This window comes from Brenneria salicis ATCC 15712 = DSM 30166 (assembly GCF_003315515.1).
In the GTDB taxonomy this organism is placed as follows: Bacteria; Pseudomonadota; Gammaproteobacteria; order Enterobacterales; family Enterobacteriaceae; genus Brenneria; species Brenneria salicis.
Genome location: NZ_QNRY01000047.1, coordinates 13,107 through 27,179 on the forward strand (window position 1 = coordinate 13,107; position 14,073 = coordinate 27,179).

A 14,073-nucleotide genomic window follows, 5' to 3' on the forward strand; every position below is an offset into this window, starting at 1 on the left:
CTCCGCTAAACAATGGTTCACATACTGGCGGAGACTGACTGAGTGGCGAAAAAATCCGGGATTACCTGACGGTCCGCCACCAGAATACTGCGGATCCCCAGCGTTTGGGCCGCCGTCACATTGGCAGGATTATCATCAAAGAAGACCGCTTGTTCCGGCGTGACGCCTTCCTGAGTCAGCACATGCTGGTAGATAGCCAGCTCAGGCTTGCGCAAACCGATGTCCTGTGACAGATAAAGACGATCGGCGGCGTCCTCTACCTCAGGATATAGCGCCGGCCAATGACCGCAGTGCAAGCGGTTGGTATTGGAAAGGATCACGACGCGGTGCCCGTTATTGCGCAGTTGCCGCATGATCGCGATCACTTCAGGCCGCAGCGCCACAAATACAGCTTGCCATCCGGCGGAAAACTGCTCGAAGCTCAACGAAATCCCCATATCAAGGCACAACTGCTCAGCAAACGCTTCATCACTGATTTCGCCGCGTTCATGCTGTTCAAATACCTCGCCCATGACAAAACGCGCTTTCAGCGTCGCCAGAGGCGTACTGCTAAGATTGCTCCAGACGCCTAACACCCGGTTGAAATCAATATCGATGACGACGTTGCCCAAATCAAAGATATAAAGCATGGCCTCTCCTCCTGATGTAACCGTTGGTTTTTCACTGTAGCGGGAAATCGCAAACCTGAACAGGGAAGATGAGCAGGAAAAAATGCAAGCAGAGGTGTAGATAAGGACGATGGCGAGAGAACGATGCACGTAAAAAAGGCATCCGAAGATGCCCTTTCGCACAAAAGAAATAGCAGATGAAAATCAGCTTTCTTTCGGACCACGGTTAGCGCGTTTACGATCGTTTTCCGTCAGATGACGCTTACGAATACGCACAGACAGAGGCGTAACTTCAACCAGTTCATCATCATCAATGAACTCCAGCGCTTGTTCCAGCGACATCTTGATCGGCGGAACCAGTGTGGTGGCCTCATCCGTACCGGAAGCACGCATGTTGGTCAGTTTCTTACCGGTCAGACAGTTTACCGTCAGATCGTTGGAGCGTGAGTGAATACCGATAATCTGGCCTTCATACACTTCAGCGCCGTGACCCAGGAACAGCTTGCCGCGATCTTGTAAGCTGAACAAGGCAAATGCCACCGCTTTACCCTGACCGTTGGAGATCAGAACCCCGTTCTGGCGTTGACCGATTTCGCCCGCGCGCACGTCATCATAATGGCTGAAAGTAGAGTAGAGCAGACCTGTACCCGACGTCATGGTCATAAACTCGGTACGGAAACCGATCAGACCGCGAGCCGGGATCAGGTAATCCAGACGGATACGGCCTTTGCCATCCGGGATCATGTCCTTGACATCACCCTTACGCTCGCCCATAGCTTGCATAACGGCGCCCTGATGCTGTTCTTCAATATCCAGCGTCACGTTTTCGAACGGCTCTTGCATACGGCCATCGATTTTGCGATTGATAACCTTCGGACGGGAAACCGCCAACTCGAAGCCTTCACGACGCATGTTTTCGATCAGAACCGACAAGTGAAGCTCACCACGGCCTGAAACGCGGAACGCATCGGCATCTTCGGTTTCTTCAACCCGCAGTGCGACGTTATGCACCAGTTCTTTGTTCAGGCGTTCAAGGATCTGACGAGACGTCACATATTTGCCCTCTTTACCGCAGAACGGCGAGGTATTGACGTTGAAGTACATGGTTACGGTCGGTTCATCAACCGTCAGTGCCGGTAAAGCTTCAACCACGTTCACATCACAGATCGTATCGGAGATGTTCAGTTCGCCCAGACCCGTAATGGCGATGATATCGCCCGCTTCAGCCACGGTTGCTTCGATACGTTCGAGCCCCATATGGGTTAGAACCTTACCGACTTTACCGTTGCGGGTTTTGCCTTCGCTATCAATGATAGTGACCTGCTGGTTAGGCTTAACTTTACCGCGTTTGATACGGCCAATGCCGATAACGCCGACATAGTTGTTATAATCCAACTGGGAGATCTGCATCTGGAACGGCGCATCAAGTTCTACTTTTGGCGCAGAAACATGGTCGACGATCGCCTGATACAACGGAGTCATATCTTCCGCCATATCCGTGTGGTCGTTACCTGCGATACCATTGAGCGCGGACGCATAAATGATAGGGAAGTCCAGTTGCTCATCCGTCGCATCCAGGTTTACGAACAGGTCGAACACCTGATCGACAACCCAGTCAGGACGCGCGCCAGGGCGGTCAACCTTGTTAATTACCACAATTGGCTTCAGACCATTGGCAAATGCTTTTTTGGTCACGAAACGGGTCTGCGGCATCGGACCATCCATTGCGTCGACAACTAACAGCACCGAGTCAACCATCGACATTACACGCTCTACCTCACCGCCGAAGTCGGCGTGTCCAGGGGTATCCACGATGTTAATGCGGTAGTCTTTCCAATTAATGGCGGTATTTTTGGCGAGGATGGTAATTCCACGCTCTTTCTCCAAATCGTTGGAGTCCATTACACGTTCGGTTGCTTCAGTACGTTCTCCGAACGTTCCGGATTGTTGCAACAACTTATCGACCAGGGTGGTTTTCCCATGGTCAACGTGCGCAATAATGGCGATGTTACGCAAATTTTCGATCACAGCTTTGCCTCAGGCATTTAGAAATAGCGCGCTATTGTACACGTATTAATCGAGGGACTAAACAAGATCACAAGAATCTATGATAAACAACCTACTGCTGCTTGCTTTGTGATCCCTTTCACGGTGCAAAAGCGCGATAAGCGTGAATCACTGCACCATTTAAGTGCCACAATTCACCAGTAAAGCACCATATTGGTGCGATAAACTATAATGGTGCAGTTGCCTTCTGGCGGAAAGCCCCAAAGAGCAACACATTGCACACATTTAAAAAGTTGGCACACTTTTAGCTTTAGTCTACTCACGCTAACAACATCAATCCACAACGATATTCGTTCCACGACGATAAATGACCAATCGGGAGAATCAAGTATGTCCGCAGAACACGTTTTGACGATGCTGAATGAACATGAAGTGAAGTTCGTAGATTTACGCTTCACCGATACCAAAGGCAAAGAACAGCACGTCACCATTCCGGCTCATCAAGTTGACGCAGACTTCTTCGAAGAAGGCAAAATGTTTGATGGCTCCTCGATTGGCGGCTGGAAAGGTATTAACGAATCCGACATGGTGTTGATGCCAGATGCCAGCACCGCAGTCCTTGATCCTTTCTATGAAGAAACCACGCTGATCATCCGCTGTGATATTCTGGAGCCGGGCACCATGCAGGGTTATGACCGCGATCCGCGTTCTATCTCTAAACGTGCTGAAGATTTTCTGCGTTCTTCCGGCATTGCCGACACCGTATTGTTTGGGCCTGAACCGGAATTCTTCCTGTTTGACGACGTTCGTTTCGGCAGCAGCATCTCCGGCTCCCATGTCACGATTGATGACATTGAAGGCGCCTGGAACTCAAGCAAAGAATATGAAGGCGGCAACAAAGGCCACCGTCCGGGGATCAAAGGCGGTTATTTCCCGGTTCCTCCGGTTGATTCATCACAGGACATCCGTTCCACCATGTGTCTGACCATGGAAGAAATGGGACTGGTTGTTGAAGCGCATCACCATGAAGTGGCGACCGCCGGTCAGAACGAAGTGGCAACCCGCTTCAATACCATGACCAAAAAAGCGGACGAAATTCAGATTTACAAATATGTCGTGCATAACGTTGCCCATGCCTTCGGTAAAACTGCAACGTTCATGCCGAAACCGATGTTCGGTGATAACGGCTCCGGTATGCACTGCCATATGTCTCTGTCCAAAGATGGTACAAACCTGTTCTCTGGCGACAAATACGGCGGTCTGTCCGAAACGGCTCTGTTCTACATCGGCGGTATCATCAAACACGCTAAAGCGATCAACGCGTTGTCCAACCCGACCACCAACTCTTACAAGCGTCTGGTCCCAGGTTACGAAGCGCCGGTTATGCTGGCTTACTCTGCCCGCAACCGCTCTGCGTCTATTCGTATTCCGGTTGTGGCCAGCCCGAAAGCGCGTCGTATTGAAGTTCGCTTCCCTGATCCGGGTGCTAACCCATACCTGTGCTTCGCAGCATTGCTGATGGCCGGTCTGGATGGCGTTATCAACAAAATCCATCCTGGCGATGCGATGGATAAAAACTTGTACGATCTGCCGCCGGAAGAAGCGAAAGAAATCCCAACGGTTGCTGGTTCTCTGGAAGAAGCGCTGAACGCACTGGATGCAGACCGCGAGTTCCTGACCCGTGGCGGCGTATTCACTGACGACGCTATCGATGCTTACATTGAACTGCGTAAAGCAGAGAATGACCGTGTTCGCATGACTCCGCATCCGGTTGAGTTTGAACTGTACTATAGCGTGTAATCACCGTCGTACAGTAAACAGCGGCCCAGTTTGGGCTGCTGGCAGTCAATCGTTAGCCTGTTTTTGTGATGGGTTATCCATACCTGTCATCCAAGGTAGGGCCGACGGGCTAATGCTTTGTGTTATTAACATTTTTTCTGAAAATTTTTTGTTGCCGTGGAAATTTTTCAGCCCATCTCATGATGGGCTTTTTTCTCCACGAGCGCTGAAGTTGCTACATCGTCTCTATCATATACACTACAATGCACTAAAATAGTGCGGGAGTCTGCGTTATGGCAACAGGCACGCTGCCCGATGCTGGGCAGATCCTAAATTCTTTGATAAACAGCATCTTATTGCTGGATAACGATCTGGCGATTCATTATTCCAATCCGGCGGCACAACAATTACTGGCACAAAGCTCGCGTAAATTATCAGGAACACCGTTGCCTGAACTGTTGGGATATTTTTCTCTGAATATAGATTTGATGCTTGAGAGTCTGGATTCAGGGCAAGGTTTTACGGATAACGAAGTGACGATCGTCGTGGATGGCAAAGCGCATATCATGTCGCTTACCGCGCAACGGGTACAGGATAACTTCATTCTGCTGGAAATGGCGCCGATGGATAATCAACGCCGTCTTAGCCAGGAACAGCTTCAACATGCTCAACAGCAGGCCGCGCGCGATCTGGTCAGAGGGTTGGCGCATGAGATAAAAAATCCGCTGGGTGGATTACGCGGCGCGGCGCAGTTGCTCTCCAAGGCGTTACCCGATCCGGCGCTGACCGAATACACTAAAGTTATCATTGAACAGGCGGATCGCCTGCGTAATTTGGTTGACCGTCTGCTCGGCCCTCAGCAACCCGGCCTGCACGTCACCCAAAGCATTCATCAGGTTGCAGAACGGGTATGTAAGCTCGTTTCTCTGGAAAAACCGGACAACGTGACGCTGGTGAGGGATTATGATCCCAGCTTGCCTGAACTTACGCACGATCCGGATCAGATTGAACAGGTTCTGCTGAACATCACGCGTAATGCGTTGCAGGCGTTAGGTCAAGAAGGCGGCACTATTACGCTGCGCACCCGCACCGCATTTCAACTCACCTTACATGGTGTGCGTTATCGCCTTGCTGCGCGTATTGACATTGAAGATGACGGTCCAGGTGTACCAGCCCAGCTACAGGATACCTTGTTCTATCCGATGGTGAGTGGTCGGGAAGGTGGCACAGGATTAGGCTTGTCCATTGCGCGCAGTCTTATCGATCAGCACTCCGGTAAAATTGAATTTAACAGTTGGCCAGGCCATACCGAATTTTCGGTGTACCTGCCCATTCGCCAGTGAGGTTCACAATGCAACGAGGGATAGTCTGGATTGTCGATGACGATAGCTCCATCCGTTGGGTGCTCGAACGTGCGCTCACTGGAGCGGGCTTGACCAGTGCGACATTTGATAACGGAAACCAGGCTCTGCATGCGTTGGCGACACAAACGCCAGACGTACTGTTGTCCGATATCCGTATGCCGGGAATGGACGGGCTGGCTTTACTGCAACAAATAAAACAGCGGCATCCGATGCTACCGGTCATCATTATGACCGCACATTCCGATCTGGATGCCGCTGTCAGCGCTTATCAGCAAGGCGCATTTGATTATCTGCCAAAGCCTTTCGATATTGATGAGGCTGTCGCGTTGGTCGAACGCGCCATCAGCCATTATCTGGAGCAACAGCAGCCTGTCCGTAGCACGCCTATCAGCGGCCCGACAACGGATATCATCGGCGAAGCCCCTGCCATGCAGGATGTGTTTCGCATCATTGGTCGTCTGTCGCGCTCCTCCATCAGCGTGCTGATTAACGGTGAATCCGGCACCGGTAAAGAACTGGTGGCGCATGCGCTGCATCGCCATAGCCCGCGCGCCAAAGCGCCGTTTATCGCCTTGAACATGGCGGCCATTCCAAAAGATTTAATCGAGTCAGAACTGTTCGGTCACGAGAAAGGCGCGTTTACCGGCGCTAATCAAATTCGCCAGGGGCGCTTTGAGCAGGCGGATGGCGGCACGCTGTTTCTGGATGAAATCGGCGATATGCCGCTGGATGTTCAGACCCGTTTATTGCGCGTACTGGCTGACGGTCAGTTTTATCGGGTTGGCGGTTACGCCGCGGTTAAAGTGGATGTGCGAATTATCGCAGCGACGCATCAAAACCTTGAACTGCGGGTACAGGAAGGGAAATTCCGTGAAGACCTGTTTCATCGTCTGAATGTCATTCGTGTTCACCTGCCTCCTTTGCGTGAACGCCGCGAAGATATTCCCCGTCTGGCGCGTTACTTCTTGCAGGCAACGGCCAAAGAGTTGGGCGTTGAGCCGAAAAATCTGCACCCCGAAACAGAAACGGCACTTACCCGCCTGCCGTGGCCGGGCAATGTGCGCCAACTGGAAAACACCTGTCGCTGGCTGACGGTGATGGCCGCCGGTCAGGAAGTGCTGATTCAGGATCTGCCGCCGGAACTGTTTGAAACCACGGCGCCCGATTCCACCGTACAGATGTTGCCAGACAGTTGGGCGACCTTATTGGCGCAATGGGCAGATCGGGCGCTGCGTTCAGGTCATCAAAACCTGTTGGCGGAAGCGCAACCCGAAATGGAAAGAACCTTGCTCACCACTGCATTGCGGCATACTCAGGGACACAAGCAGGAAGCGGCCCGTTTATTGGGATGGGGAAGAAATACCCTGACGCGCAAGCTGAAAGAACTGGGGATGGAGTAGCATCGGTTACGCCTTTATTGCTCAATTGTTCGACACTAAATCGAGTGATAAAAATACCATCTGGCGCACGAAATTGTCACGAATTTGTTCTTTACTTACCGCTGACCAGCAGTATGATCGTGTCGCTGATTCGGGAGGAGTACCATGCTGGATTCATTAATTTCCGTCGTGTCACACAGTGCTGAAATAAGCTCCGCTGCGAGCTATTCACCGCAAACAGCGATCGCCGCTGTCCTGTGTGCCGTTCTGATTAACTTTTTTAGTTAATCCGCTTTTCATACCAATGATGAGCGGTGTCCTCATTAAAGAGGTTTCACCATAAAAAAACCACCAGTCCTGTTAAAACTGACTGGTGGTTTTTTTACTAAATTACCCGCGAGAATTGCTGCGTCTGCGCTTTGTTTCGCAGGTATTTATCAAAACACATGCAAATATTACGGATCAGCAAACGACCTTTGGCTGTCACCACAATACCGTCTTCTTGAATCTCCACCAGCCCATCCGCCGCTAATGGCGCCAACTGCTGCAAATCCTGCGAAAAATAGGAATGAAAATCGATACCGTAATCCGCATCAATCTGGTGGTAACTTAACTGGAAATTACAAATCAGCGTCTTGATGACATCACGCCGGATACAATCATCCTGCGTCAACCGTAATCCGCGCCACAACGCATTGCCAGAGTCCCGAACCTGTGCGTAATAACGCTTCAGTTCCTTCTGGTTTTGCGCATAACTATCACCGATCATACTAATCGCTGATACCCCCATTCCCAGCAGATCACCGTCGCCTTGCGTGGTATAACCCTGAAAATTACGATGTAGTTTTCCTGCCCGTTGCGCCATCGCCAGTTCATCATCCGGGCGAGCAAAGTGATCCATACCGATAAACTGGTAACCAGATTGTGTCAGTGTGCTGATCGTCTGCTGCAAAATTTCCAACTTCTGTTCCGCATCCGGCAAATCAGCTTCTTTGATTTTCCGCTGAGCCGCAAACAAACTGGGTAAATGCGCATAGTTGAACACACTGAGCCGATGTGGACTGAGTTCAGCGACTCGCTGCAACGTAAAAGCGAAACTTTCTGGCGTCTGCTTTGGCAAGCCATAAATCAGATCAATATTGGTTGACGTGAAACCCAGGGATTTCGCGCGCGCGATTAATGCAAAAATGAAATCCTCATCCTGCTCACGATTCACCAGCTTTTGTACGTCCTTGTTGAAATCCTGCACCCCCATGCTCAGGCGATTAAATCCTTCGGCACGCAGATGATCGAGCACATCCAGTTCAATTTCCCTTGGATCGATTTCCAGCGACAATTCAGCCTGATGCGAAAAAGAAAATTGCTCACGCAATAACCCCATCAAACGACTGATTTGCGCTTGGTTCAGGTAGGTCGGCGTACCGCCGCCCCAATGCATTTGCGTTACGGTTCTCCCGACGAACAGCGTCGCTCGCTGACGGATCTCCTGCTCCAGCACATCAAGGTATTCATCCGCTTTATGCTGCTGGCGCGTGACCAGTTTATTACAACCGCAGAAGTAACATAGGCGATGGCAAAAAGGGATATGAATATAGAGCGACAGCATTCGCTGTGGATAACGCGCAACCGCCTGCTGAAAAGCGGATTCATCATAGTGTTCGCTGAACTCCAGCGCGGTGGGATAAGAGGTATAGCGCGGCCCGGAATAGTTATATTTTTGAATCAGGGCTAAATCCCAATCAACGGTTTGTTCGGACATGCTGCTCACTCCTCCCGACATTTTTATTGATATGCAATCCCTGCTCTCCCTTTTCGAATCATTACGGCATCAGCTTAAAGCAACGTGCGCCGTTTTGGTCTGCTCGGAGCGATCACCTGCGGCGCCCGCGGGCGCAGAACCACACGTTGCAATCGATTTTTCCGCCTGGACAACAGCCATAGCTCACCTAACAGGCAAAACAGATAATACGTAACCAGCAGCGCCAATGACAGAGCCAGTATTTTTATCAATTAGAATGTATCTTTCGGGTTATTACGCTTCAGAAGTTGCAGCATATCTTCCTGTTCTTCTTCATCATCATCCAGTTCAATACCCAGTTGCTCCATCAACACATCAATACGATCCAGCGTTTCATCCACCCATGACTGCTCTTTGGCACTCAATGTTTCGCCGTTATCCAGACGATCCAGCAACGCATCCAGACGGGTATCGTTTTCCAGTAGCGCCAGTTCTTCTTCTGGCGACATGATGACGGGTTTAGTCGTCTCTTTATCAGTATGGACGACAGATTTAGATTTCGGTGCGACGGTTTCCTTAATCCCCAACGGAATCGGTTTTTTACTGCCAATACGCGGATCAACGGTTTTACGCTGTCCATTCGTTTCGCTTGACGTCCCTTGACCCTGAGCACGACTACCCGCGACATGACCGCGGTGTTTTTTCTGGCGCTTGCGGTTACGTGCTTCCTGATCCAGTTCTTCGCGGGTTTTTCTTTTGATTTTAGGTTTAATTGTTTGGCTCATCATGTTGTTCTCAGATACACAGGTGAAGGTAATTGCGGCGGAATCTAGCAGAAAGCCCGACAATAAAAAAGTACTCGCCTGGACTGATCCTGATTTTCATTATTTCAGCTACGGATACAGGCTATACCTATTGTCTTTCAGGGTGCAAGTAAGGTGTCAATTCAACGCCTGTCCCGTCACACCACGAAACGTACCGACACAATAAAACCGCCTTTATGGTCAGTTACAGGTATAATCCCCAACCAGACATCGATCCAAACAGAGATAATGATTGTGACCCAGCAATATAACTACCACATGACGCGGTTTGTCATCAGCGCCCCGGATATTCGCCACCTGGCAACAGATAGCGGTATTGAAGTTGCCTTTGCTGGGCGCTCTAACGCCGGAAAATCCAGCGCGTTGAATACGCTAACCAATCAAAAAAGCCTGGCGCGTACCAGTAAAACGCCGGGAAGAACGCAGCTTATCAACCTGTTTGAAGTGGCAGAAGGCATTCGTCTGGTGGACTTACCGGGCTACGGCTACGCCGACGTACCGGAAGCCATGAAACTCAAGTGGCAACGTTCGCTGGGCGAATACCTTCAGAAGCGTAATAGCCTGAAAGGGCTGATCGTTCTGATGGATATCCGCCACCCGCTGAAAGATCTCGATCAACAAATGCTATTATGGGCGGCTGATGCACAGCTTCCGGTTCTGGTTCTGCTGACTAAAGCCGATAAATTGGCATCTGGCGCTCGTAAAGCCCAACTCAATATGGTACGTGAAGCCGTACTGCCAATCATAGGTGATATCCAGGTCGAAGCTTTTTCTTCACTGAAGAAGCTGGGCGTAGATAAATTACGTCAGAAACTTGATAGCTGGTTCAGTACGCTGCCGCAGACTGAAGAGACAGAGGCGCAGGAAAGTAAGTAATTCCGGTATCTGTGGCGGGCAAGGCCGGCCATCCGCGCCTTAGCCTTAAGCCATCACTAAACACCAATAAAAAACGCCCCAGTCAAAAAATGACCGGGGCGGCTAATATTCAGCCAAATCCGATTACGTGAAGTAAAAGGTCTGAAAGATAGAACATCTTACCTCTGTACCCTACGCCTTTAACTCTACCCTATTTTTTCATTAGAACAAAGTTTTTTTTGTTGTTTACTTTCACGGAAATCGGCGGCCATTTACACAAAGTTAAACCAAGTCACACTATCCTGTTATTTTATTACAAAAAATTATGACCTAAATATTGGTTTAATGTGCTTCATCCCAGTTCATGCCGGTGCCAATATCCACTCTCAGCGGTACACTGAGTTGCATGCAGCCTTCCATTAACTCTCTGATTTTTTTCTGCGATGCTTCCAGAATCCCATCATGGATCTCAAAAACCAGTTCATCGTGAACCTGCATGATCATATTCACGAGCGGCTTATCCTGCTGTAACCAACTATCAATCGCGATCATCGCTTTCTTGATAATATCAGCGGCTGTGCCCTGCATAGGGGCGTTAATGGCCGCTCGCTCCGCCGCCTTTCGCGCCATAGCATTACGAGAATGAATATCCGGCAGGTAAAGACGACGCCCATCAAGCGTGGAAACATAGCCTTGCTCCGCAGCCTGTTGGCGGGTACGCTCCATGTATTCCTGAACGCCGGGGTAGCGTTCGAAATACAGATTCATATATTTCTGAGATTCATAACGGGGAATATTCAATTGCCGCGACAGCCCAAATGCACTCATACCATATATCAAGCCGAAGTTAATGGCCTTTGCGCTACGGCGCTGTTCAGTCGTTACTTTATCCAACGCAATACCAAAAACCTCCGAAGCGGTAGCTCGGTGGATATCCAACCCATCGGAGAACGCTTTCAACAAACCTTTATCGCCGGAAAGATGCGCCATAATGCGTAGTTCAATCTGCGAGTAGTCCGCCGCCACAATGCTGTATCCCTTCGGTGCAATAAAAGCCTGACGAATACGACGCCCTTCTTCATTGCGTACCGGAATATTTTGCAAGTTGGGATCGCTGGAAGACAAACGACCGGTAGCGGTTACCGCCTGATGATAAGAAGTATGCACACGCCGGGTTGCCGGGTTAATCATCAACGGTAGCTTATCGGTATAGGTAGACTTCAGTTTCGCTAGCCCGCGATATTCAAGGATCAGTTTCGGCAGAGGATAATCCAATGCCAGTTCCGCCAGCACTTCTTCATTGGTAGAGGGCGCGCCTTTTGGCGTTTTTTTCAGGATTGGCAGCTTTTGTTTTTCGTAGAGAATACCTTGAAGCTGTTTTGTCGATGACAGATTAAACTCTTCACCAGCCAACTCGTAGGCTTGGGTTTCCAACTCAGCCAAACGAACCGTAAGCTCTTTAGAGTGCTCAGACAGAATACCGGGATCAATCAATACGCCAGTCCGCTCCATTCTGGACAACACCGGCACCAGCGGCATATCAATGGTCTGGAACACCTGACGGAGTTCAGGATGCTGCTGTAATTGCGCCCACAGTTTCTGATGCAGATGCAACGTGACATCCGCATCCTCCGCCGCATAGGGGCCAGCCTGCTCCAGCGCAATCTGATTAAATGTCAGTTGATTCTTGCCTTTACCGGCAATCTCTTCAAAGGTGATTGTTTTATGCTGCAAGTGACGTTCAGCGAGGCTATCCATATCATGACGCCCGGCAACACTGTCCAGAACATAAGACTCAAGCATGGTATCAAATGCGATGCCCCTCAATTCGATGTCATAGCGATTCATCACGCCTTTATCAAATTTAAGATTCTGGCCAACCTTCAGGCATTTTTCATCTTCCAACAAAGGTTTGAGCAACGCCAATACCCGCGTGCGATCCAGCTGTTCTGGCGCATCAAGATAATCGTGAGCTAATGGAAGATAAGCCGCCTCCCCGGTTTTTACCGAAAATGAAAGCCCGATGAGATTGGCTGTCAGCGTATCCAACCCATCAGTTTCGGTGTCAAAGGCAAATACCTCTGCATTTTTTAAACGCTCAATCCATTCCAGCAGCGTCTTTTCATCCAGGATGGTGACATAGCCGTCAGCAGAAAGAACCAATGCGGCTTCGTCAACGCGTTTCTCTGTCGCCTTGAACGCTTGTGACGCAGGCGTATTACCTTTTTTATCCTGCAACCATGTACCGGATTCAATATCCACTAACCAGCGTTTGAATTCATAACGGGAAAATAAACGATGCAGTTCATCAATATCCGGCTCATTGACCGTTAACTGCTCACAACTCAGTTCAAGCTCAACATCAGTTTTAATGGTGGCAAGCTGATAGGAAAGGTACGCAACCTCTTTATTTAGCTCAAGCTTGGGCGCCATGGTTTTAGCGCCGCGAAATGAAAGCCCCGCGATCTTATTCAGATTGGCGTATAACCTATCCAGACCGCCGATACCCTGTAATAACGCTTGTGCTGTCTTCTCCCCGATACCGGGAACGCCGGGAATGTTGTCGGATGAGTCTCCCATCAACGCCAGGAAATCGATAATCAATTCAGGCGGAATACCGTATTTCTCACACACTTCCTGCGGGCCGAGGATAGTGTTGTTCATGGTGTTGATAAGCGTAACATTGGGCGTAACCAACTGCGCCATGTCTTTATCACCAGTACTAATCAATACTGATAATCCGGCTTTCTCAGCCTGCAAAGCCAGCGTACCAATTACATCGTCAGCTTCCACGCCGGAAACGGCAAGCAAGGGTAACCCCATGGCCTTCACCATCTGGTGCAAGGGTTCAATCTGTTCACGCAAGTCATCCGGCATCGGTGGACGATGTGCCTTATAGTTCTCGAACAATTCATCACGGAACGTTTTGCCTTTGGCATCAAACACCACAGCAACATGGCTGGGGCGATATTGCACCAGCAAACTGCGCAGCATGTTTAATACACCATACATCGCGCCGGTTGGTTCCCCCGCGCTGTTGGTTAATGGCGGGAACGCATGATAAGCACGGTACAAATAGGATGAGCCGTCTACCAGAATGAATGGGTTTTCTGAAATCTGAACCATAGCCTGCTGTAATCTTTGTCATCTGTCATGACGCTAAGCATGCCATAGCTGAAGGAAAGAGACGATCCCTAACGTAAGGTATTGCTCATTTTTGCATGGATCATCGCAAGACATGCCTGTGGATAAGTTTGTGAATAAAATATCTAAGTTAATTATCAATAGAGTAGCTAAATAACTGATCCTAATATCGCTACATTTTTACCAACCCATGATTCCCACCGGGGAATGGGCTGACAGTATTCATAAAGTGACGCCCTTTTTTCAGTAACTGCCACATTGAGCGGCACTGGTGGTTTCCGGTTATCGTTTCGTGCAGCGCCTGCCACAGCCGTTCAACATGATTTACCCAGGGCGAGTAAACCGGCTGATAAATAACACGAAACTTCGGATTCT

The 14,073-nt window shown here is 49.8% G+C and carries 11 protein-coding genes and 1 pseudogene; 5 read left to right on the forward strand and 7 right to left on the reverse strand.

The genetic code is table 11. The features are described from left to right. Positions 1-17 precede the first annotated feature (17 nt). Both yihX and typA read right to left on the reverse strand, forming a co-directional pair. Positions 18-629, reverse strand: coding sequence for a glucose-1-phosphatase (yihX, locus tag DES54_RS15545; protein ID WP_113868929.1), 612 nt, complete (start codon positions 627-629; stop codon positions 18-20). 183 nt (positions 630-812) lie between these two features. Then, a complete protein-coding gene (gene typA, locus DES54_RS15550; RefSeq protein WP_113868931.1) occupies positions 813-2,636 on the reverse strand; it encodes a ribosome-dependent GTPase TypA in 1,824 nt (607 codons plus the stop codon). A gap of 369 nt (positions 2,637-3,005) precedes the next feature. Here typA and glnA point away from each other — a divergent pair, with 369 nt between their 5' ends. From glnA to DES54_RS18505, 4 genes are all read left to right on the forward strand, one after another. After that, entirely contained in the window at positions 3,006-4,415 is a 1,410-nt protein-coding gene (gene glnA / locus DES54_RS15555; protein WP_113868933.1) for a glutamate--ammonia ligase, read from the forward strand. Positions 4,416-4,687: 272 nt separating this feature from the next. Further along, positions 4,688-5,737: a nitrogen regulation protein NR(II) gene (gene glnL, locus DES54_RS15560; protein ID WP_113868935.1), complete on the forward strand. Its 1,050-nt coding sequence runs from the start codon at positions 4,688-4,690 to the stop codon at positions 5,735-5,737. Positions 5,738-5,745: 8 nt separating this feature from the next. After that, a complete protein-coding gene (gene glnG / locus DES54_RS15565) occupies positions 5,746-7,158 on the forward strand; it encodes a nitrogen regulation protein NR(I) (RefSeq protein ID WP_113868936.1) in 1,413 nt (470 codons plus the stop codon). Positions 7,159-7,302: 144 nt separating this feature from the next. Then, on the forward strand, positions 7,303-7,425 hold the full coding sequence (locus tag DES54_RS18505; protein ID WP_147247313.1) for a YshB family small membrane protein: 123 nt from the start codon (positions 7,303-7,305) through the stop codon (positions 7,423-7,425). 97 nt (positions 7,426-7,522) lie between these two features. Here DES54_RS18505 and hemN read toward each other — a convergent pair whose 3' ends face one another. Continuing rightward, positions 7,523-8,896, reverse strand: coding sequence for an oxygen-independent coproporphyrinogen III oxidase (gene hemN / locus DES54_RS15570; protein ID WP_113868938.1), 1,374 nt, complete (start codon positions 8,894-8,896; stop codon positions 7,523-7,525). Between the two features lie 251 nt (positions 8,897-9,147). Continuing rightward, positions 9,148-9,660: a Der GTPase-activating protein YihI gene (gene yihI / locus DES54_RS15575; protein WP_240635034.1), complete on the reverse strand. Its 513-nt coding sequence runs from the start codon at positions 9,658-9,660 to the stop codon at positions 9,148-9,150. Positions 9,661-9,933: 273 nt separating this feature from the next. Here yihI and yihA point away from each other — a divergent pair, with 273 nt between their 5' ends. Then, entirely contained in the window at positions 9,934-10,575 is a 642-nt protein-coding gene (gene yihA, locus DES54_RS15580; RefSeq protein ID WP_205680233.1) for a ribosome biogenesis GTP-binding protein YihA/YsxC, read from the forward strand. A 109-nt stretch (positions 10,576-10,684) separates the two neighbouring features. On the opposite strand, the gene spfP is transcribed toward yihA, so the two are convergent. The 3 genes and pseudogenes from spfP to DES54_RS15590 all read right to left on the reverse strand — a co-directional run. Next, positions 10,685-10,732, reverse strand: a complete 48-nt coding sequence (spfP, locus tag DES54_RS19395) for a small protein SpfP (protein WP_071892919.1) — start codon at positions 10,730-10,732, stop codon at positions 10,685-10,687. Between the two features lie 164 nt (positions 10,733-10,896). Further along, entirely contained in the window at positions 10,897-13,680 is a 2,784-nt protein-coding gene (gene polA, locus DES54_RS15585; RefSeq protein WP_113868944.1) for a DNA polymerase I, read from the reverse strand. A 190-nt stretch (positions 13,681-13,870) separates the two neighbouring features. Continuing rightward, positions 13,871-14,073 (reverse strand): annotated as a pseudogene (locus DES54_RS15590) (IS630 family transposase); the annotation flags it as partial.